General features: G+C 61.1%; 15 protein-coding genes and 2 riboswitches. Of the genes, 8 read left to right on the forward strand and 7 right to left on the reverse strand.

Annotation, left to right across the window (positions count from 1 at the left end):
* Window positions 1–94: 94 nt before the first annotated feature.
* The 4 genes from KW849_RS19045 to cobW form a co-directional block, all read right to left on the reverse strand.
* Window positions 95–631, reverse strand: coding sequence for a VWA domain-containing protein (locus KW849_RS19045; protein ID WP_218430804.1), 537 nt, complete (start codon window positions 629–631; stop codon window positions 95–97).
* 119 nt (window positions 632–750) lie between these two features.
* Complete coding sequence (locus KW849_RS19050) at window positions 751–1758, reverse strand: ATP-binding protein (RefSeq protein WP_218430805.1); 1008 nt, start codon at window positions 1756–1758, stop codon at window positions 751–753.
* Window positions 1759–1908: 150 nt separating this feature from the next.
* Window positions 1909–5814, reverse strand: a complete 3906-nt coding sequence (gene cobN, locus KW849_RS19055; RefSeq protein WP_218430806.1) for a cobaltochelatase subunit CobN — start codon at window positions 5812–5814, stop codon at window positions 1909–1911.
* A 3-nt stretch (window positions 5815–5817) separates the two neighbouring features.
* Window positions 5818–6888, reverse strand: a complete 1071-nt coding sequence (gene cobW / locus KW849_RS19060) for a cobalamin biosynthesis protein CobW (RefSeq protein ID WP_218430807.1) — start codon at window positions 6886–6888, stop codon at window positions 5818–5820.
* A 102-nt stretch (window positions 6889–6990) separates the two neighbouring features.
* A riboswitch (cobalamin riboswitch) is annotated at window positions 6991–7204 on the reverse strand.
* 211 nt (window positions 7205–7415) lie between these two features.
* Window positions 7416–7642: riboswitch (cobalamin riboswitch) on the forward strand.
* 119 nt (window positions 7643–7761) lie between these two features.
* On the opposite strand from cobW, the gene KW849_RS19065 reads away from it, so the two are divergent.
* The 4 genes from KW849_RS19065 (at window position 7762) to cobM (ending at window position 9915) form a co-directional block, all read left to right on the forward strand.
* Window positions 7762–7953: a CbtB-domain containing protein gene (locus KW849_RS19065; RefSeq protein ID WP_218430808.1), complete on the forward strand. Its 192-nt coding sequence runs from the start codon at window positions 7762–7764 to the stop codon at window positions 7951–7953.
* Between the two features lie 11 nt (window positions 7954–7964).
* Window positions 7965–8672 (forward strand): CbtA family protein, encoded by a 708-nt coding sequence (locus KW849_RS19070; protein ID WP_218430809.1) that lies wholly within the window; start codon window positions 7965–7967, stop codon window positions 8670–8672.
* Window positions 8669–9082, forward strand: coding sequence for a cobalamin biosynthesis protein (locus KW849_RS19075; protein WP_102671349.1), 414 nt, complete (start codon window positions 8669–8671; stop codon window positions 9080–9082). Before KW849_RS19070 ends, KW849_RS19075 begins: the two co-directional genes overlap by 4 nt.
* Before the next feature lie 86 nt (window positions 9083–9168).
* The gene (gene cobM, locus KW849_RS19080; protein WP_218430810.1) at window positions 9169–9915 is read left to right on the forward strand and encodes a precorrin-4 C(11)-methyltransferase; all 747 of its coding nucleotides are present in this window, start codon (window positions 9169–9171) and stop codon (window positions 9913–9915) included.
* A 192-nt stretch (window positions 9916–10107) separates the two neighbouring features.
* Here the strand turns inward: cobM and nfuA are convergent, their stop codons facing one another.
* Both nfuA and KW849_RS19090 read right to left on the reverse strand, forming a co-directional pair.
* Entirely contained in the window at window positions 10108–10692 is a 585-nt protein-coding gene (nfuA, locus tag KW849_RS19085; RefSeq protein WP_007912592.1) for a Fe-S biogenesis protein NfuA, read from the reverse strand.
* Window positions 10693–10922: 230 nt separating this feature from the next.
* Entirely contained in the window at window positions 10923–13220 is a 2298-nt protein-coding gene (locus tag KW849_RS19090) for a fatty acid cis/trans isomerase (protein WP_218430811.1), read from the reverse strand.
* Between the two features lie 156 nt (window positions 13221–13376).
* On the opposite strand from KW849_RS19090, the gene metH reads away from it, so the two are divergent.
* Both metH and KW849_RS19100 read left to right on the forward strand, forming a co-directional pair.
* Window positions 13377–17087 (forward strand): methionine synthase, encoded by a 3711-nt coding sequence (gene metH / locus KW849_RS19095; RefSeq protein ID WP_218430812.1) that lies wholly within the window; start codon window positions 13377–13379, stop codon window positions 17085–17087.
* 126 nt (window positions 17088–17213) lie between these two features.
* Complete coding sequence (locus KW849_RS19100) at window positions 17214–17435, forward strand: DUF2970 domain-containing protein (RefSeq protein ID WP_108217276.1); 222 nt, start codon at window positions 17214–17216, stop codon at window positions 17433–17435.
* Between the two features lie 6 nt (window positions 17436–17441).
* On the opposite strand, the gene KW849_RS19105 is transcribed toward KW849_RS19100, so the two are convergent.
* Window positions 17442–18527: an ABC transporter substrate-binding protein gene (locus tag KW849_RS19105; protein ID WP_218430813.1), complete on the reverse strand. Its 1086-nt coding sequence runs from the start codon at window positions 18525–18527 to the stop codon at window positions 17442–17444.
* A gap of 523 nt (window positions 18528–19050) precedes the next feature.
* Between KW849_RS19105 and KW849_RS19110 the strand changes: the two genes are divergently transcribed.
* A complete protein-coding gene (locus KW849_RS19110; RefSeq protein ID WP_218430814.1) occupies window positions 19051–20709 on the forward strand; it encodes a nitrite/sulfite reductase in 1659 nt (552 codons plus the stop codon).
* Window positions 20693–21187, forward strand: a complete 495-nt coding sequence (locus tag KW849_RS19115; protein ID WP_218430815.1) for a DUF934 domain-containing protein — start codon at window positions 20693–20695, stop codon at window positions 21185–21187. Before KW849_RS19110 ends, KW849_RS19115 begins: the two co-directional genes overlap by 17 nt.
* The last annotated feature ends 37 nt before the right edge of the window (window positions 21188–21224 follow it).

The raw sequence follows: 21224 nt of genomic DNA on the forward strand, positions 1-21224 counted from the left end.
TACCCCGATTGTGGCACACCCATCATTCGCGGATGCACTCGCTATTCTGTAGGAGCTGCCGAAGGCTCGGGCCGCGTTCGGACGATCTTTTCGGCTACAAATCATCGATATGCTGATAATGCGTTTGCAGTTGATCCGCCAGCACTTTAGCCCGCCCGAGGCGAATCGGCCCGCGCTCGATGTCGATCAGCAGCCCCGGACAATCCAGCGCCGGCAACGTTGACCATTCCTTCATCCGTCCATCGGTCACCAACAATAGCCGTTGCTGTTCTGCCGGAAAGCGCTTTTGCCGTACCGCCAGCCAACGCCCCGCCTCACCCATCGCCGCCAGCATCGGCGTACCGCCGCCGGCACCGAGCCCTTCGAGCCAGTCGCGCAAACCCGCAGAGGCTTTCAACCCTTGCACCTGCCACTTCGGCATATGACCGTTGGCCGTCAGCAAAGCCAAGCGCGCACGCTGTCGATAGGCATCGTCGAACAGTTGCGCCAGCAGGCCCTTGGCATCGCTCAATGCCTGATGACGCCGGGTCGACGCCGAGGCGTCGACGATCACCAGCCATAATTCATGAGGGCTGCGGGTGCGCAGATGAAACCGCACATCGTCGCGCTGACGCGGTCGGCCATTGAGCAAGGTGCCGGGCCAATCGATCGATCCGCTCAGGGCTGCGTGACGCTTGCCCTGTTTACCGCTATCCAGCCGTCCTGCACGGGGTCTGGCATTCGCCCCCGCGTCTGATCGAGGGCGAATGCCTAGGGCTTTTTTGGCCAGCTCGGCACTTCACGTCGAGCGCCGACCGGCAGCGCTTGAGCGGGCATTTCGCCCCACTGGCCCTGACTTTCGCTCGGGTTGGGGTTCTGACTGGAAGGCGGCTGTGCTGCGGGTGATTGGTGCGGCATCGGTGGCGAATGTTCGCGACGACGATGGCGCAAGGCAAACTCGGCGACCGCGTCGATATCTTTTTCGCCAATGGCATTCGCTCCGCGCCAGGCCGCATGAGCCCGAGCTGCGCGTAGCCAGACCAGATCGGCCCGCAGACCATCGACGCCGGCAGCAAAGCAACGCTCGGTGATCTGCGCCAGCGCGGCATCGTCGAGGGGGATGCTCGCCAGTACCGAGCGCGCCTTTTGGCAACGCTCGCGCAGTGCGTGTTGCTGACTTTCCCACTCGGCACAGAACCCTTGTGGGTCGCTGTCGAAATCCAGGCGACGACGGATGATCTGACCGCGCTCGGCGGGTGCGGTATGGCCACTGAGGGCGACGTTCAGACCAAAGCGGTCGAGCAGTTGCGGACGTAGTTCGCCCTCTTCCGGATTCATGGTGCCGATCAGCACAAACTTCGCCGAATGCCGATGGGAAATCCCATCACGCTCGATCAGGTTGGTGCCGCTGGCGGCCACGTCGAGCAGCAGGTCAACGAGGTGATCGGGCAACAGATTGACCTCGTCGACATAGAGCACGCCACCATCGGCCTTGGCCAGTACGCCAGGGGAAAACTGTGCGCGCCCTTCGCCCAGCGCCGCATCGAGATCAAGGGTGCCGACCAGACGCTCCTCGGTGGCACCCAATGGCAATGTGACGAACTGACCGCTGGCCAGCAGGTCCGCCAGACCACGGGCCAGGGTCGACTTGGCCATGCCCCGCGGGCCTTCGATCAGCACGCCGCCGATTTTCGGGTCGATGGCGGTCAGGTACAGGGCCAGCTTCAAATCGTCGGCGCCGACCACGGCGGAGAGGGGAAAGTGCGGGGTGTCGGTCATTGTTCTATCTCAGTCATGGTCGGTGATCTCAGAGGCGCCCCAATCCCTGTAGGAGCGAGCTTGCTCGCGAAGAGGCAATTACATTCAACATAATCGTCGGCTGACAAATTGCCTTCGCGGGCAAGCCCGCTCCTACAGGATTTGCGGTGATTAGCCGTCTTCTTCTATGTCCAGCAACAAATTCTCCAGTGCCTCGCGGTACTCGCCTGGTTCCTTCCACATCCCCCGTTGTTGCGCCTCGAGCATGCGCTCGGTCATGTCGCGCAAGGCATGGGGATTGTGTTCGCGGACAAAATCCCGGGTGTCCGGATCGAGCAAATAGGCATCGGTCAGCAACGCGTACTGGTGATCGTCGATCAGCTGCGTGGTGGCGTCGAAGGCGAACAGGTTATCGACCGTCGCGGCCATTTCGAACGCACCTTTGTAGCCGTGACGCTTAACGCCTTCGAGCCACTTCGGATTGGCCGCCCGGGAACGGATCACTCGGTTCAGCTCTTCCTTCAAGGTGCGAATCTTCGGCAGGTCCGGCTGGCTGTGGTCGCCATGATAGCTGGCCGCGGCCTCGCCTTTCAGGCTTTCCACCGCCGCCAGCATGCCGCCCTGGAACTGGTAGTAATCGTTGGAGTCGAGCAGATCATGCTCGCGGTTATCCTGGTTTTGCAGCACCGCCTGTACCTGGCTCAGGCGCTGGGTGAACTGTTCACGAGCAGCGGTGCCCTCATCAGATCCACCGTAAGCGTAGCCGCCCCAGTTGAGGTAAACCTCGGCCAGGTCCTCGCGGGTCTGCCACAGCCGACCGTCGATGGCGCCCTGCACCCCTGCGCCGTAGGCACCGGGCTTGGCCCCGAAAATCCGCCAGCCGGCCTGACGTCGCGCCGCGTCTTCATCGAGCCCCGTCTGCAGCAAGGCTGCACGCTCGGCGCGCACTTTGGCCGCCAGCGGATTGAGGTCGTCCGGCTCATCGAGGTCGGCCACCGCTTGCACCGCCGCGTCGAACAAGCGAATCAGATTGGCAAAGGCATCGCGGAAGAACCCGGACACACGCAAGGTCACGTCCACCCGCGGACGGTCAAGCAAACTCAGCGGCAGAATCTCGAAATCATCGACCCGCTGGCTGCCGGTGGCCCAGACCGGACGCACGCCCATCAGCGCCATCGCCTGGGCGATGTCATCGCCGCCGGTGCGCATGGTCGCGGTACCCCACACCGACAGACCGAGCTGACGCAAATGATCGCCGTGGTCTTGCAGGTGCCGTTCGAGAATCAGGTTGGCCGACTGGAAACCGATGCGCCACGCCGTGGTGGTCGGCAGGTTGCGCACGTCCACCGAATAAAAGTTGCGCCCGGTGGGCAGCACGTCCAGACGCCCACGACTCGGCGCGCCGCTGGGACCGGCCGGAACGAAGCGACCGCTCAGGGCGTCGAGCAAGCCGCGCATTTCTGCGGGGCCGCAGGCGTCCAGGCGCGGGGCAATGACGTCACGCAAACCATCGATAATGGCTTGTACCTCAATCCAGTCCGCCTCCTGTAGGAGCGAGCCTTTGTGGCGAGGGGGCTTGCCCCCGTTGGACTGCGCAGCAGTCCCTTTTTTTGGGGTCGCTTCGCGACCCAACGGGGGCAAGCCCCCTCGCCACACAAGCCCGTTCCCAGAGGGGATTGGTGTGGTTTGAGCCTCTGTATTCAACGCGTCCGAAATCAACTGTGCGGCGAACAACTCCAGGCGTTCGCGGGTATCCCCCGCTGTGCGCCAAGTCTCGTCGCTGATAAGCAAAAGCAGTTCGGGACGCGGTCCGGTCCAGGGCTCGGCCAGCGCGCAATCCAGTGGGTCGAAGCCCAACGCGAAGGCCTTGGCCAACGCACGCAGCAGGCTCGACTGCGCACCACGGCCATCGCCCCGTGGAATGCGCAACAACGCCAGCAGGGTATCTATACGCAAACGACCGGTGGGCGACTCGCCAAACACATGCAGGCCATCGCGGATCTGCGACTCTTTCAAGTCGCACAGGTAAGTGTCGAGTCGCGGCAACCAGATCGCTGCATCGGCATCGCTGTCGAGCTGCTCGTCCAGCTGCAGTTCGCGGTCGATGTGCGTGTCACGCACCAATTGCAGGATGTCGCGCTGCAACTCGCGGGCGCGGCGCGGATCGAGCAACTGCGCTTCGTAATACTCGTCGGCCAACAGTTCGAGGTTGCGCAGCGGGCCGTAGGTTTCGGCGCGGGTCAGCGGGGGCATCAAGTGATCGATGATCACCGCCTGGGTGCGCCGCTTGGCCTGGGCGCCCTCGCCCGGATCGTTGACGATGAACGGATAGATGTTTGGCAGCGGCCCGAGCAAAGCATCTGGCCAGCAGTTTTCCGACAGCCCCACGCCTTTGCCCGGCAACCATTCGAGGTTGCCGTGCTTGCCGACGTGGATCACGCCGTGGGCGCCGTAGGTGTTGCGCAGCCAGAAGTAAAACGCCAGGTAACCGTGGGGCGGGACCAGGTCCGGGTCGTGATACACCGCGCTCGGGTCGACCTGGTAACCCCGTGCCGGTTGAATGCCGACGAAGGTCAGGCCAAATCGCAAGCCGGCGATCATCATCCGTCCGCTGCGGCACATGGGGTCGTTTTCCGGTGCGCCCCAACGTTCGAGCACCGCCGCGCGATTGGCTTCGGGCAGTGCGTTGAACATCGCCAGATATTCCTCCATCCCCAGGCTTTGCTGGCACGGACGCAGGTCGAGGGTCTCGAGATCGTTGCTGACGCCGCCCAGCAACTGCTGGATCAACGCGGTGCCGCTGTCCGGCAATTCGGCCGGCAACGGATAACCTTCGGCATGCAGCGCCCGCAGAATGTTCAGCGCTGCCGCCGGCGTGTCGAGGCCGACGCCATTACCGATGCGACCGTCGCGGGTCGGGTAATTGGCGAGAATCAAGGCAATGCGCTTCTGTGCATTGGGCACCCGCGCCAGATCGACCCAGCGCCGCGCCAGTTCGGCAACGAAGTCCATACGCGCAGGTGCAGGCCGGTAGCAGACCACATCCGACTGACTGCGCTCACTGCGCCACGCCAGGTCCTTGAAACTGATCGGGCGGCTGATGATGCGCCCGTCCAGTTCCGGCAAGGCAATGTGCATCGCCAGGTCACGAGGACCAAGCCCCTGTTCACTGGCACGCCAACCCGGTTCGTTGTCCTGGGCGCAAATCGCCTGGATCACCGGAATATTGCGACGGAACGGCCGCAGATGCGGCGCTTCGGGACTGGACTGGGCGAAGCCGGTGGTGTTCAGGATCACCGAGACGTTGGCCTCGTCCAGCCAGTCCTCGACCATGGAAAGGCAAGCTGGCTCTTTAAGACTGGCCAGCGCAATCGGCAATGGATTCAACCCCGCCGCCTGTAAACGCTGGCAAAAAACATCAATGAAAGCGGTGTTCGCCGCCTGCAAATGCGAGCGGTAAAACAGCACCGCCGCCACCGGTTGACCCGCGTGCCAGTCGGCTTGCCAGTCGCTCAGCGCGGCAGAATGTTGGTTCGGATGGTAAATCGTCGTACGTGGCAGGGTTTGTGGCTCGCCCCAGGTGTAATCACGGGCCAGCCAGCGGTTGGCCAGGCAGCGGAAGAAGTCCAGGGCGTTGCCCATGCCACCCTGACGCAAAAACTGCCAGAGCCGGTCACGATCCTCGGCGCCGACTGTACTCAGGTCGCTGAGCTCCGGGTCCGGACGATCATCGCCCGGCACCAGAATCACCTGCACACCGCGCTGCGACAGTTCAACCAGGCGTTCGATGCCGTAACGCCAATAGGCGATGCCGCCGTGCAGCGAAATCAGGATCACCCTGGCGTGACGCAGGACTTCGTCGACGTACAAATCGACCGAAGCATGGTTCTGCACCTGCATCGGGTTGGCCAGCCGCACGCTCGGGTAATCGTCGGGCAATTGCTGCGCCGCTTCGGCGAGCAGCGCCAGGCTGGAATCGCCGCTGCACAGGATCACCAGCTCGGCGGGGGTTTGTCCAAGGTCAGCAATGTTGTCATCCGACACGAAACCGCCGGGCTGGGTCCTGAGCAGGTGCATGGCTTACACGCTGAGCAGGGCGCGCAATTGCGCTTCGAGAACCGTGGCGTCCAGTTCCTGGCCGATCAGCACCAAACGGGTGACTCGCGCTTCTTCAGCACCCCACTGGCGGTCGAAGTGCTTGTCGAAACGCGTGCCCACGCCCTGGATCAGCAGGCGCATCGGTTTGTTCGGGACTGCCGCAAAACCCTTGACTCGCAAGATGCCGTGCTGGACCACCAGTTGGGTCAGCGCGTCCATCAGCAGGCTTTCGTCGGCTTGCGGCAATTGGATGGAGATCGAATCGAAGGCGTCGTGATCGTGGTCATCGTGATCGTCGTCGCCATCGTGATGATGGTCATGGTGACTATGACGGCTGTCGATGTGTTCTTCGGAGCCGGCACCCAAGCCGATCAGCACGTCCAGCGGCAGGCGACCGCTGCTGGCTTCGACGATTTTTACCGCTGGCGGCAACTCTTCGGCGACTTCCAGGCGCACACGGGCCAAGTCGGCCGGGTTGATCAGGTCGGTTTTGTTGAGGATCACCAGGTCAGCGCTGGCCAGTTGGTCGGCGAACAGTTCGTGCAGCGGCGACTCGTGGTCCAGGTTCGGGTCGAGCTTGCGCTGGGCGTCGACCTGATCCGGGAACGCGGCGAAGGTGCCGGCGGCCACGGCCGGGCTGTCGACCACGGTGATCACCGCATCCACCGTGCAGGCACTGCGGATTTCTGGCCACTGGAAAGCTTGCACCAGCGGCTTGGGCAGGGCCAGGCCGGACGTTTCGATGAGGATGTGGTCCAGATCGCCGCGACGGGCCACCAGTTCGCGCATCACCGGGAAGAATTCTTCCTGGACGGTGCAGCACAGGCAGCCGTTGGCCAGCTCATAGACACGGCCGTTGGCTTCTTCTTCGGTGCAACCGATTGAGCACTGCTTGAGGATTTCGCCATCAATACCCAACTCACCGAATTCGTTGACGATCACCGCGATGCGGCGACCCTGGGCGTTGTCGAGCATGTGCCTCAGCAGCGTGGTTTTACCCGAACCGAGAAAGCCGGTGACGATGGTGACAGGGAGTTTGGCCAGTGTTTTCATCGGATGCCCTATGGCTATGGTGGCGGGCATACGGGACGACAACCGACAACGCGGACGCGCGTGCCTGAAGAGTTCGCCACCGGATCACCCCGCCCGGTTGAAAGTGAGAATCTGTGACGAGGCAGGTCTCCTGGCTGACGGTGTGCCGGCCTTGAGCCTGGCATTCGCTGCGCCTTCCCGCCGGCCTCATGGATTGAGCCAGCAGTGGCGTGGCAACGAACATCACCGTTCACAGTTGCGGGGGCAGCCGCGGCATCGACCGCGTTCCCTTCTTAGCTTCGGCCAACGCCGAAGAACCTCGAAAGCGCAAGGCTACGCATGGTCTTGGGGCGGGTCAATCGCTGCGCACGCCCTCCCCCGTAGGAGCTGCCGAAGGCTGCGATCTTTTGATCTTGTTTTTAAAAAGCAAAATCAAAAGATCGTCCGAACGCGGCCCGAGCCTTTGGCAGCTCCTACAAAGAGCCGGGCATCACTCAGTTTCAAGTGAGAACCCTTGCCAATTGACGCCCAACCCCCGCCCATGCTCTCCTACGCATCTTGTTACGGGTGCCCTTCACAGGGTGAAACGGGAAACCGGTGAATCATGTGCTTTACTCTTAAGCCATGTCAGTCCGGTGCTGCCCCCGCAACGGTAAGCGAGCGAAGCGTCAGATCCACTGTGCCACTACGGCATGGGAAGGTGGCGCTTGCAGGATCAGGCAAACGCCTGCACCCCTCGTGAGCCCGGAGACCGGCCCGCAACACAAAGTGACCAGTACGATCACTGAACCAACAAACCCGCGGTGGGCGGGCGCTGTTTGAACCTCTGCGTGCTGGTCGCGTGGGGGTTTACATGCGCTCTTATTCCCCGCTGACAGACCAGAGGGAAACGCCATGTCGATCATCAGCAGCGCCGAACACACATCCGCGAGCACCACCTCAACCCTGACCCAACGTCTGGCCGCCGCCGTCTGCGCGTCGATCCTGGGCGCGTGCCTTGTGTATTTCGCCGGTTTCTCGCACATCGAAGCGGTGCACAATGCCGCCCACGATACCCGTCACAGCTCCGCATTCCCGTGCCATTGAGAGCTGTCTACATGATCAAGCGTATTGCGCAAACCGCAGGTTTCACCGGGCTGCTGGCCGCCCTGCTGCTGACCCTGTTGCAAAGCTTCTGGGTCGCTCCGCTGATTTTGCAGGCTGAGACTTACGAAAAAGCCGAACCGCCCGCTGTTGAAATGCATGAGCACGCCGACGGTGCGATGGCTGCCCACACTCACGATGCGCAAGCCTGGGAGCCGGAAGACGGCTGGCAGCGCGTGCTGTCGACCACCGGCGGCAATCTGGTGGTAGCGGTCGGTTTCGCCCTGATGCTCGCCGGCCTGTACACCTTGCGCGCGCCGACCAAAACCTCCCAGGGCCTGTTCTGGGGCCTGGCCGGTTATGCGACGTTCGTGCTCGCGCCGACGCTCGGCCTGCCACCTGAATTGCCCGGCACTGCCGCAGCCGATCTGGCACAACGGCAACTGTGGTGGATCGGCACCGCCGCCTCCACCGCCGTCGGTATCGCGCTGATCGTATTCAGCCGTCACTGGCTGATGAAAGTCCTCGGTGTGGCAATCCTTGCCGTTCCCCATGTGATTGGCGCACCGCAACCGCAAGTACATTCGATGCTCGCTCCAGAGGCACTGGAAACCCAGTTCAAAATCGCTTCGCAACTGACCAACGTGGCGTTCTGGCTGGCCTTGGGCCTGATCAGCGCCTGGTTGTTCCGTCGCAAAAGCGAAGGTCAATACCAGGCATGACTGACGTCAGCACAGCGCCGACCCTGGTGGTCGGCCTGGGCTGCCAACGGGGCTGCCCCGTCAGCACGTTGCTGGCGCTGCTCGATCAGGCACTGGAGGCGCACCAGATTGCTCGTCATGAAATCAAGGCCCTGGCCAGCATCGACTCCAAGCGCGACGAACCTGCGCTAATCGAACTGGCTCAGCAGCTTGGCCTGGAATTGATGTATTTCAGCAGTGAACAACTGGCCGCTTATGAACCGCAACTCAGTCATCAATCGCAAATAGCGTTTGAACGCACCGGCTGCTACGGCGTGGCGGAAAGCGCCGCCCTGGCCCTGGCGGAACAACTGGCCCAGGCCCCGGCAAAACTGCTGATTCCACGACAAAAATATGCTCAGGCGACCCTGGCGTTGGCCGGCGCGGCATAAAAACCCCGATAATCCCCACTGTTGATCATGAACACTCTTCATCTGAAGCCCTGTTCAGCCCCTTTTCCCCCCCACAGGAACCGACGATGACCGTCTACTTCATTGGCGCAGGTCCCGGCGACCCCGAACTGATTACCGTCAAGGGCCAGCGGCTGATTCGCAGCTGTCCGGTGATCATTTATGCCGGCTCTCTGGTGCCTGCCGCCGTACTGGAAGGTCATTGTGCCGAACAGGTGGTCAACAGCGCCGAACTGCATCTGGAACAGATCATCGACCTGATCAAAACCGCACACGCCAACGGTCAGGATGTTGCCCGGGTGCACTCCGGCGATCCGAGCCTTTATGGTGCAATTGGCGAGCAGATTCGCTATCTGCGTGAACTGAACATTGCGTTCGAAATCGTCCCTGGCGTGACGGCCACAGCCGCTTGCGCTGCGCTTTTGGGTGCGGAACTGACGCTGCCGGACGTTTCCCAGAGCGTGATCCTGACTCGCTACGCCGACAAGACCGCCATGCCTCCCGGAGAGGAGTTCTCCAGCCTCGCGCAACACGGCGCGACCATGGCGATCCACTTGGGGGTCAATCACCTGGCGAAGATCGTTGAGGAACTGCTGCCGCATTACGGAGCCGATTGCCCGATTGCGGTGGTGCACCGCGCGAGCTGGCCGGATCAGGATTGGGTGGTGGGCACGCTCGAGGATATTGCCGGGAAGGTTCAAGCCAAGGGTTTTCGCCGTACGGCGTTGATTCTGGTAGGTCGGGTGCTGGGCAGCGACCACTTCAGCGAGTCATCGTTGTATCGCGCGGGGCATGCGCATCTCTACAGGCCCTGATTCACCACCAACCCTGTGGCGAGGGGGCTTGCCCCCGTTCGGCGGCGTAGCCGTCGCAAAATCTGTGCACCCGTATAAAAGCTGGGGCCGCTTCGCAGCCCAACGGGGGCAAGCCCCCTCGCCACAGGTTTTCAATCACCCACAAAAAACGGCGCTCACGGGGCGCCGTTTTTTCAATCCGCAGCGAACACCTTAGTAGTAGGCGTTTTCTTTCTGCGTGTGGTCGGTCACGTCGCGCACGCCCTTGAGCTCGGGAATACGCTCGAGCAAGGTGCGCTCGATGCCTTCCTTCAGCGTCACGTCGGCCTGGCCGCAGCCCTGGCAACCACCGCCGAACTGCAGGACGGCGATGCCGTCTTCGACCACGTCGATCAGGCTGACCTGACCGCCGTGGCTGGCCAGCCCCGGGTTGATCTCGGTTTGCAGGTAGTAGTTGATGCGCTCGTTGACCGGGCTGTCGGCGTTGACCATCGGTACTTTGGCGTTCGGCGCCTTGATGGTCAGCTGGCCGCCCATGCGGTCGGTGGCGTAGTCGACAACCGCATCGTCCAGGAAGGCTTCGCTGAAGTGGTCGATGTACGCGGTGAAGCTTTTCAGCCCCAGCGCGGTGTCTTCGGGTTTTTCTTCGCCCGGCTTGCAGTAGGCAATGCAGGTTTCGGCGTACTGGGTGCCAGGCTGGGTGATGAAGACGCGAATGCCGATGCCCGGGGTGTTCTGCTTGGACAGCAGATCAGCCAGGTAATCGTGGGCGGCGTCAGTGATGGTAATAGCGGTCATGGAAACTCCTCGCAGGCTTGGACGCAGTTTACGCCAATCAACGCGCCGGACAAAGTCCTAGTATTTTTGTCGGGAAAGATTCCGATATCCCTCTGGTTTTCTGTAGGAGCGAGCTTGCTCGCGATGGTCGCCAACGATAACGCGCACTCCCGGGTTTGCGCGGCGCAGTTGAGAGCATCGTCGGAACGCCGCCCGGACCAAGCCCGCTCCTACAGGGGATCGGCGATTATTCAGAGGTTCTCGTAGCGGTTCATGTCCAGCACACCCTCTTCCACCGGATCGGTTTCGTGGATATAGCGGCTCAGGTCATGGAAATAAGCCCAGAATTGCGGATGACTGCGCCGTATTCCCCAACGTTCGACGATTTTCTCGAAGCTGTCGGTATCCTTGGCGCCTTCCATCGCATCCACAAACGCCGGCACTTGCCCGGCCGGGATGTTGAACATGAAGTTCGGATAGCTACTGAGCACACCCGGGAAAATCGTCAGGGTGTCGAGCCCCGGTTGGTAGCGCAGTGATTCACCGAGCAAAAACGCCACGTTGCTGTGGGCTCGGTTACGCAACAGGCTGTAGACCTCACGCTTGCCGCTGCTGGTTTCGATACGCAGCAGGGTCGCTTCCGGCATCTGATCAATTACTTTCAACCCGGCCGCCGGACGCGAAGTCAGCCGGCTTAGCGTCTGTTCGGCACTTTGCAGGTCAGGATCAATGTTCGGCCGCGAGCAGTAGGCACCGTCGCAGCGGTTGATGGGATCGGGCCTGGCATTGAGGTCGCCGTAGCGGGCCAGCAATTGCCGGGCGAAATCCCGCTTGGGATCCTGCGAGTCAAGGCTCAGTGCAGTCGGTTTGTCATCGTCGATGGACTCATAGTCCAGCCACATCTTGAATTTGCCACTGTTCTGATACCAGTCGTCGAGGTAGCCTTCCCGGGAATCGGCAGGCATCAGGCGCAGGAAATTCTGCTCGGCGCCGTTGCGGATCAGGTCGAAATACAGCCGCGTCTGGGCCTGGTGGGACACGTTGCCGAACACGTCGAAGTTCACTGCCAGTTGATAGTAGGTGCGCTCCAGCAGCGGATAGTCGAACAGCCAGATGGTTTGCGGTACGTCGCCGATCAGGCCTTTGGTCACCGAAGCACTGTCGAAATGGCGGAAGATGCTCAACAACGCATTGTCATTGCCCGCCCACAGGGTCGACCAGCTTGGCGCCGGCAGGTCGGCGTAGCTGTCCCGACGCAAGGCTTCGTATTCATTACGTTTGTCGCGGTAGTCGTGCCACAGGCTGAGGACGCTGCCGACGTCGTCGTTCTGCCCCGGCATCGCCAGCAACGGCGTGGCCTGCCCACGATAGTTAGGATCGGTGACATACAGGTCGTGCTCGGGCGCCTGGAACAGCGCCCAGAAATTATCGCGGATCACGTCGGTGGCGATCTGCCCGCGACACACCGGGCCGCGGATAAACGTGCGAACAAAGTACTCCGCATTATCGAGCATGAACTGATAGCGCGCCTGGGCCGGGATCGCTTCGAAGGTGGCGAACGGATTGGCCCGGCTCTGCGGCCCGTAGCCCGGCAATGCGTCGACCTGCCAGTTGCCGCTGTAGAACAGGCTCTTGACTCGCGCCAGCTTCGCCGCACTCAGCGCATAGGTGATGTGGGTCTTGTGCACGATCACACCCTGCACCGGCCACAAGCGATAGTAAAACTGCGTGCCCGGATCATCGTTCGGGCGGCGGGTGTTGATCAGGTCAATCGGCTGGCCGGTCGGGGTGCGCGAACGCACCCACTGGAAGAAATGCCCGGACTCGCCATCCTTGAAGTAGAGATGGGCGAGGAACCAGTGCTCATACAGCCAGCGCCCCACCAGGCTTTCCCGGGCGCCTGGGGAATTGAGCAGGTTTTCCCATTGCACCACCCCCAAGGCTTCCTTGGCGCTGGGCGCCAGCGCCTGCTGATCAATCGGCGCCCCTGCCGCCAGCCAGCGTTGCAGCGTCTGGTACTGCTGGTCGGTCAGGCCGGTCACTGCCAGCGGCATGCCCTCCTTCGGATGCTTGGCGGCGTAGCCGTCAAACTCCCCGGGCACGGCACACATGTTCTCACGGTTCAGGCCCAGGACGATGTCTTCCGGCAGCCTGGCGTTGGGTTGCAACGGAGTCTTGTGGCCAAGCTCCAGCATCCGCGCCATCAATGCGGCCTGGCTGCCCTGGGCATCGAGCACCGAATAGAAGCCCTTTTGCTGCCAGGCCTGTTTGCCGGAGACGTCATAGAACAGTCGGGTCGGCGCAACGGCCTGGCGGCGGTCCCCATCGTAGACCGGGACTTTCGTCGCGCCACGTGCCGCGCCCTCGCCGCTGCCCAGATTGAGCTGACAGGCGGCGTCGTTGCAGGCATGGCAGGCCACGCACTTTTCAGTGAAGATCGGTTGAATATCACGGCTGTAGGAAATGGCAGGGGAAATTGCCGGACTTTGCGCCACAGCGCCCCAGCTTGAAAACAACAGCAATGTGCCGATGACGAAGCGATACGACATGTCCCTGGTCCTGAATCCTGAAAAAACGCCGCGATTCTACCGGCCTGTCATCCTTAGCAACATGAACGATATTCATGCAAATGCCAGTCATGCTCTAAAAGCGCACAGGTTTGCTATCATCCCGGCCCTTCGTCATGGTCTTACCGAGTAGTCCAAATGTCCGATCGCAGCGTTCGCCTTCAAGCTCTCAAGCACGCCCTCAAAGAGCGCATCCTGATTCTCGATGGCGGTATGGGCACGATGATCCAGAGCTACAAGCTCGAAGAGCAGGATTACCGTGGCAAACGCTTCGCTGACTGGCCAAGCGATGTCAAAGGCAACAACGATCTGTTGGTACTGACTCGCCCGGACGTGATTGGCGGTATTGAAAAAGCCTACCTGGACGCCGGCGCCGACATTCTGGAAACCAACACCTTCAACGCCACCCAGATCTCCCTGGCTGACTATGGCATGCAAGGCCTAGCGTATGAGTTAAACGTAGAAGGCGCACGCCTGGCGCGCAAGGTCGCCGACGCCAAGACCCTGGAAACCCCGGACAAGCCGCGCTTCGTCGCCGGTGTGCTCGGCCCTACAAGTCGCACCTGCTCGTTGTCCCCGGACGTGAACAACCCCGGCTACCGCAACGTGACCTTCGATGAGCTGGTGGAAAACTACACCGAATCCACCAAAGGCCTGATCGAAGGCGGCGCCGACCTGATCCTGATCGAAACCATTTTCGACACCCTGAACGCCAAGGCTGCGATCTTCGCCGTGCAGGGCGTGTTCGAGGAATTGGGCATTGAGTTGCCGATCATGATTTCCGGCACCATCACCGACGCCTCGGGCCGCACGCTGTCGGGCCAGACCACCGAAGCCTTCTGGAACTCCGTGGCCCACGCCAAGCCGATTTCCGTCGGCCTGAACTGCGCCCTCGGCGCCAGTGAACTGCGCCCGTACCTGGAAGAACTGTCGAACAAGGCCAGCACCTACGTGTCGGCGCACCCGAACGCCGGCCTGCCGAACGAATTCGGTGAGTACGACGAATTGCCGTCGGAAACCGCCAAGGTCATCGAAGAGTTCGCCCAAAGCGGCTTCCTGAACATCGTCGGCGGTTGCTGCGGCACCACGCCGGGCCACATCGAAGCCATCGCCAAAGCGGTGGCCGGTTATGCGCCGCGCGAGATTCCGGACATTCCCAAGGCCTGCCGCCTCTCGGGCCTTGAGCCGTTCACCATCGATCGCAGCTCGCTGTTCGTCAACGTCGGCGAGCGCACCAACATCACCGGTTCCGCCAAGTTTGCCCGCCTGATCCGTGAAGACAACTACACCGAAGCCCTGGAAGTCGCCCTGCAGCAGGTCGAAGCCGGCGCCCAGGTGATCGACATCAACATGGACGAAGGGATGCTCGATTCGAAGAAGGCCATGGTGACCTTCCTCAATCTGATTGCCGGCGAACCGGACATCTCCCGCGTCCCGATCATGATCGACTCCTCGAAGTGGGAAGTGATCGAAGCCGGCCTCAAGTGCATCCAGGGCAAGGGCATCGTCAATTCGATCAGCATGAAAGAAGGCGTCGAGCAGTTCATTCACCACGCCAAACTGTGCAAGCGTTATGGCGCCGCGGTGGTGGTGATGGCCTTCGACGAAGCCGGCCAGGCCGACACCGAAGCGCGCAAGAAAGAAATCTGCAAACGCTCCTACGACATTCTGGTCAACGAAGTCGGCTTCCCGCCGGAAGACATCATCTTCGACCCGAACATCTTCGCCGTGGCCACCGGTATCGAAGAACACAACAACTATGCTGTGGACTTCATCAACGCCTGTGCCTACATCCGCGACGAACTGCCATATGCCCTGACCTCCGGCGGCGTGTCCAACGTGTCGTTCTCGTTCCGTGGCAACAACCCGGTGCGCGAGGCGATTCACTCGGTGTTCCTGCTGTATGCGATCCGTAACGGCCTGACCATGGGCATCGTCAACGCCGGCCAACTGGAGATCTACGACCAGATCCCGGTGGAGCTGCGCGACGCCGTGGAAGACGTGATCCTCAACCGCACCCCGGAAGGCACCGACGCCCTCCTCGCCATCGCCGACAAGTACAAGGGCGACGGCAGCGTCAAGGAAGCCGAGACCGAGGAGTGGCGCAACTGGGACGTCAACAAGCGTCTGGAGCATGCGCTGGTCAAGGGCATCACCACTCACATCGTGGAAGACACCGAAGAGTCGCGCCTGTCCTTCGCTCGCCCGATCGAAGTGATCGAAGGCCCGCTGATGTCCGGCATGAACATCGTCGGCGACCTGTTCGGCGCCGGTAAAATGTTCCTGCCACAGGTGGTGAAATCTGCCCGCGTGATGAAGCAGGCCGTTGCCCACTTGATCCCGTTCATCGAACTGGAAAAAGGCGACAAGCCGCAGGCCAAGGGCAAGATCCTCATGGCGACCGTGAAAGGCGACGTGCATGACATCGGCAAGAACATCGTCGGCGTGGTGCTGGGCTGTAACGGCTATGACATCGTCGACCTCGGCGTGATGGTGCCGGCGGAAAAAATCCTGCAAGTGGCCAAGGAACAGAAGTGCGACATCATCGGCCTGTCCGGCCTGATCACCCCGTCGCTGGATGAGATGGTCCACGTTGCCCGCGAAATGCAGCGTCAGGACTTCCACCTGCCGTTGATGATCGGTGGCGCGACCACCTCCAAGGCGCACACGGCGGTGAAGATCGAACCCAAGTACAGCAATGACGCGGTGATCTACGTCACCGACGCCTCCCGCGCCGTGGGCGTGGCGACGCAGTTGCTGTCCAAGGAACTCAAGGCCGGTTTCGTCGAGAAAACCCGCCAGGACTACATCGAGGTTCGCGAGCGCACTGCCAACCGCAGCGCCCGCACCGAACGCCTGAGCTACGGCGCGGCCGTCGCCAAGAAGCCGCAATTCGACTGGGCGAGCTATACGCCGGTCAAACCGACTTTCACCGGCACGCGGGTGCTGGACAACATCGACCTCAACGTTCTGGCTGAATACATCGACTGGACGCCGTTTTTCATATCCTGGGACCTGGCCGGCAAGTTCCCGCGCATCCTCCAGGACGAAGTGGTCGGTGAAGCCGCCACCTCGCTGTACAAAGATGCCCGGGAAATGCTCACCAAACTGATCGACGAGAAACTGATCAGCGCCCGCGCGGTGTTTGGCTTCTGGCCGGCCAACCAGGTGCATGACGACGACATCGAGCTCTATGGCGATGACGGCAAGCCAATGGCCAAGCTGCACCACTTGCGTCAACAGATCATCAAGACCGACGGCAAGCCGAACTTCTCCCTGGCCGACTTCGTTGCGCCCAAAGACAGTGAAGTGACCGACTACGTGGGTGGTTTCATCACCACCGCCGGGATCGGTGCCGAAGAAGTGGCCAAGGCCTATCAGGATGCGGGCGACGACTACAACTCGATCATGGTCAAGGCCTTGGCCGACCGCTTGGCCGAGGCCTGTGCCGAGTGGTTGCACCAGCAGGTGCGTAAAGACTACTGGGGTTACGCCAAGGACGAGACGCTGGACAACGAGGCGCTGATCAAAGAGCAATACACCGGCATCCGCCCGGCTCCAGGCTACCCGGCCTGCCCGGATCACACCGAGAAAGCCACGCTGTTCAAGCTGCTGGACCCGGAAGCGGAAGAACTCAAGGCCGGCCGCAGCGGCGTGTTCCTCACCGAGCACTACGCCATGTTCCCGGCGGCAGCGGTCAGCGGCTGGTACTTCGCTCACCCGCAGGCGCAGTATTTCGCCGTGGGCAAGATCGACAAGGATCAGGTGCAGAGTTACACCTCGCGTAAAGGCCAGGAGTTGAGCGTGACCGAGCGTTGGTTGGCGCCGAACCTGGGTTACGACAACTAAGATCAAAAGATCGCAGCCTGCGGCAGCTCCTACAGGGTTTTGTGTACACCTGTAGGAGCTGCCGCAGGCTGCGATCTTTTTTGTATTGTCTATGCTTACCTCTTACACATAAGTGACGGGGGATTTATGGACGATCCAGTCGACAACAACAAACCGCCGACCTTCTGGCAGATGCTGCACAGCGTGCTGGCTGCCGCGTTCGGGGTACAGAGCGGGAAGAACCGGGCGCGCGACTTCACTCACGGTAAGCCGAGTCATTTCGTGATTCTGGGGATTCTGTTCACCGCAGTGTTCGCGTTGACACTGTTTGGCATCGTCAAACTGGTGTTGCACCTGGCGGGTATCTGAACCGATTCAGTGCATCAGGGCTTGCAGGCTGAACGGGTAGCGCCAGGACGTCGGCCGCCCCTTGGCCGAGAGTTTCCGGAAATCCACACCGTAATCCTGAGTGGTGCTCAACGCCAGCAATCGCTTGGCTTGTGCGTGATCGATCAGCTGCAACAACGGAATCTGCCGGTCGCGCCCACCGTACTGGCTGACATCCACCCCCTGGTCGTAGTCATGCAGCTGCACCAGCGCCCAACCACCCAGAGTGAAGTGGCCGCCCAACAGCACACTCAACCGCCCATCCAACAGCGCCTGTAACGCGGCCGGTGAATTGTTGATGGCGCTGAACAGCACGTCCTTGCCGGGCTGGCCTCCGGTTTCGGCATAAGCCTGCATGGCGCCAAAGGCCATTTCATCGTTGGCCGACCAGACCAGCGACGTTTGCGGATAACGCTTGAACAATAACCTGGCCTGTTCATAGGCGCGCTCGCGGGTCCAGCTACCATAGACCAACTGGCGCAACCGCACTTCAGGGTGTTCGGCCAATGCCCGCATCATGCCCTTCTCACGCTGTTGCGCGGCTGGCGTGATCTTCAGGCCGGAAAAGGCCACCAGATCAATGACCTGACCGGGCGCGACCGGGCGATGCAGGCGAATCAGCTGCTTGAGCATCAAGTAGCCGCCCTCCTCATTGTTGGGCACCAGGCTGCCTAGCCAGTCGGAATACTTGTCCGGTTGGGCGCCGAGCAAGCGCACCTGGTCTGCGGTCAGGCCGTTGTTGACCAAAAACAGCTTCACACCGCTGCCTTGAGCCAGACGCAGGATTTCGGGCGCAACGTACAGTTCGTTGACGAACACCAGATAGTCCGGTCGATTCGGCCCTTGCAGGGCTTCGCGGGCCTGCTTGAGTGTGGTTTCAGCGTTTCGCTCGGAATACTGGATGCGCAAATCCATGCCAAGATTCTTGGCCGCAGCCTGCATGAATTGCGAGTAACTGACCCAGAACGTCTCCTGGGTGGTCCCTGGATTGAGGAACAATACGGACGCCGCCTGGACACACGGTCCCCAGACGGTAGCCAGCGCCAGCACTGCACCACAGAAGAACTTCAACATTGATCGTCCGAGCCCCCGGAAATTCGCCGCGCATTATAGCTAGCGAACCTCCGTAAAACGGCGATTTTTCCGGTTTTTGTCCGACAATCCTCGGAACCGGGCCCGGACGGGGTCGTTTACTGATGGCTGACCCAGAAAACCGCCGTCCCCACGACCAGAATGATCAGGAATAAAATTGCCCAGGCATCAACGGTGCTATCGCTTTTCCGTGCTTTGGTTGGGTTGCTCATTGCATCGCCTCTTGTCGGTTTTATCGGTGATTGCATAAAGACTCGAGCACAGTAAAGACGACGATTGCCCGCACCACAAACAGGGGCTTTGCAACAACGATCCTCATTAGGCGATTTGGTTCTTTACATATGCTCAAACATCACTTTTACGCATAACTGCAAACTGTTATCTTGCCCCGGCTCCTAATGGAGTGCGCGGCCGTGCGCGCAGAATTGCCGAGGTTTCATCGGACGCCAGCAAGCCAAAAAACGCCGCTGTTTCCGACCGGCCCAAGCCTGAGAACAGGACTTATATGTACGTATACGACGAATACGATCAGCGGATCATCGAGGACCGCGTCAAGCAGTTCCGTGATCAGACCCGACGCTATCTGGCAGGCGAGCTGAGCGAAGAAGAATTCCGCCCCCTGCGCCTGCAAAATGGCCTTTATATCCAGCGCTTCGCACCGATGTTGCGAGTCGCCGTGCCTTACGGCCAACTGACTTCGCGCCAAGTGCGAATGATGGCCAAAATTGCCCGCGACTACGACAAGGGCTACGCCCACATCAGTACCCGGCAGAACGTGCAGTTCAACTGGCCGGCCGTGGAAGACATTCCGGACATCCTGGCAGAACTGGCGACCGTGCAGATGCATGCGATCCAGACCAGTGGCAATTGCCTGCGCAACGTCACCACCGACCAGTTCGCCGGTGTCGCCTTCGATGAGCTGATCGACCCGCGCCCATGGTGCGAGATCGTGCGCCAGTGGACCACGTTCCACCCGGAATTCGCCTACCTGCCGCGCAAATTCAAGATTGCCGTCAACGGTTCGACTTCCGACCGTGCCGCCATCGAAGTCCATGACATCGGTCTTGAGCCGGTGCACAACGCCGCCGGCGAACTGGGTTTCCGCGTGCTGGTCGGTGGTGGCCTGGGCCGTACGCCGGTCGTGGGCGCGTTCATCAATGAATTTCTGCCGTGGCAAGACCTGTTGAGCTACCTCGACGCCATCCTGCGGGTCTACAACCGCTATGGCCGTCGCGACAACAAGTACAAGGCGCGGATCAAGATTCTGGTGAAAGCGCTGACGCCTGAAGTCTTCGCGCAAAAAGTCGATGCGGAAATGGAACACCTGCGCGGTGGCCAGACCACATTGACCGAAGCCGAAGTGCAACGCGTCGCCAAACACTTCGTCGACCCGGACTACAAGGCGCTGGACAACCAGTCCGCCGCCCTGGCCGAGCTCGACCAGCAGCACCCGGGCTTTGCCCGTTGGCGCGTGCGCAATACCCTGGCCCACAAGAAGCCGGGCTACGTGGCCGTGACCTTGTCCCTCAAGCCGACCGGCGTTGCACCGGGCGACATCACCGACAAACAGCTCGACGCCGTGGCCGACCTGGCCGACCGCTACAGCTTCGGTCAACTGCGCACCTCCCACGAGCAGAACATCATCCTGGCCGATGTCGAGCAGGACAAGCTGTTCGCCCTGTGGGGCGAGCTGCGCGAGCAAGGTTTCGCCACGCCGAACATCGGCCTGCTGACCGACATCATCTGCTGCCCGGGCGGCGATTTCTGCTCCCTGGCCAACGCCAAGTCGATCCCGATCGCCGAATCGATCCAGCGCCGTTTCGACGACCTGGACTACCTGTTCGACATCGGCGAGCTGGACCTGAATATCTCCGGATGCATGAACGCCTGTGGTCACCACCACGTCGGCCACATCGGGATTCTCGGGGTGGACAAGAAAGGCGAGGAGTTCTACCAGGTGTCCCTGGGTGGCAGCGCCAGTCGCGATGCGAGCCTGGGCAAGATCCTCGGCCCGTCCTTTGCCCAGGAAGCCATGCCTGACGTGATCGAAAAGCTGATCGACGTGTACATCGAACAACGTACCGAAGACGAACGCTTCATCGACACCTATCAGCGTATTGGCATCGACCTCTTCAAGGAGCGTGTCTATGCAGCGAATCATTAAGAACAACGAGGTCGTCGACGAAACCTGGCACCTGCTGCCCAAGGATTTCAACATCGACGAGATCAGCAACTGTGACGACCTCATCGTGCCGTTGCAGTTGTGGCGCGAACACAGCCGTATGCTCAAGGCCCGTGACGGCGGCCTGGGCGTGTGGCTGGATGCCGATGAAGAAGCCGAGGAAGTCGGTGAAGACGTGGATCAGTTCCAGGTCATCGCCCTGAACTTCCCGGCATTCACCGATGGCCGCAACTACTCCAACGCCCGCCTGCTGCGTGACCGTTACGGTTTCAAGGGCGAGTTGCGGGCCATTGGCGACGTACTGCGTGACCAGTTGTTCTACATGCATCGCTGTGGTTTCGACGCGTTTGCCATTCGCGCCGACAAAGACCCGCACGAAGCCCTTGAAGGTCTCAAGGATTTCTCGGTGACCTACCAGGCCGCCACCGACGAACCGCTGCCGCTGTTCCGTCGCCGTTGATGTCCAGGCCTTGAACTCTTTGCGGGGTTCAAGGCCA

It is taken from the genome of Pseudomonas sp. PDM26 (assembly GCF_019219185.1).
Lineage (GTDB): Bacteria > Pseudomonadota > Gammaproteobacteria > Pseudomonadales > Pseudomonadaceae > Aquipseudomonas.

Excerpts from the sequence above, each read along its gene's own strand:
- cobM (WP_218430810.1), top strand. The coding sequence starts at position 9,169 with ATGACCGTCTACTTCATTGGCGCAGGTCCCGGCGACCCCGAACTGATT.
- KW849_RS19075 (WP_102671349.1), top strand. The coding sequence starts at position 8,669 with ATGACTGACGTCAGCACAGCGCCGACCCTGGTGGTCGGCCTGGGCTGC.
- KW849_RS19115 (WP_218430815.1), top strand. The coding sequence starts at position 20,693 with ATGCAGCGAATCATTAAGAACAACGAGGTCGTCGACGAAACCTGGCAC.
- metH (WP_218430812.1), top strand. The coding sequence starts at position 13,377 with ATGTCCGATCGCAGCGTTCGCCTTCAAGCTCTCAAGCACGCCCTCAAA.
- nfuA (WP_007912592.1), bottom strand. The coding sequence starts at position 10,692 with ATGACCGCTATTACCATCACTGACGCCGCCCACGATTACCTGGCTGAT.
- KW849_RS19110 (WP_218430814.1), top strand. The coding sequence starts at position 19,051 with ATGTACGTATACGACGAATACGATCAGCGGATCATCGAGGACCGCGTC.
- KW849_RS19090 (WP_218430811.1), bottom strand. The coding sequence starts at position 13,220 with ATGTCGTATCGCTTCGTCATCGGCACATTGCTGTTGTTTTCAAGCTGG.
- cobW (WP_218430807.1), bottom strand. The coding sequence starts at position 6,888 with ATGAAAACACTGGCCAAACTCCCTGTCACCATCGTCACCGGCTTTCTC.
- KW849_RS19105 (WP_218430813.1), bottom strand. The coding sequence starts at position 18,527 with ATGTTGAAGTTCTTCTGTGGTGCAGTGCTGGCGCTGGCTACCGTCTGG.
- cobN (WP_218430806.1), bottom strand. The coding sequence starts at position 5,814 with ATGCACCTGCTCAGGACCCAGCCCGGCGGTTTCGTGTCGGATGACAAC.
- KW849_RS19050 (WP_218430805.1), bottom strand. The coding sequence starts at position 1,758 with ATGACCGACACCCCGCACTTTCCCCTCTCCGCCGTGGTCGGCGCCGAC.
- KW849_RS19065 (WP_218430808.1), top strand. The coding sequence starts at position 7,762 with ATGTCGATCATCAGCAGCGCCGAACACACATCCGCGAGCACCACCTCA.
- KW849_RS19100 (WP_108217276.1), top strand. The coding sequence starts at position 17,214 with ATGGACGATCCAGTCGACAACAACAAACCGCCGACCTTCTGGCAGATG.
- KW849_RS19070 (WP_218430809.1), top strand. The coding sequence starts at position 7,965 with ATGATCAAGCGTATTGCGCAAACCGCAGGTTTCACCGGGCTGCTGGCC.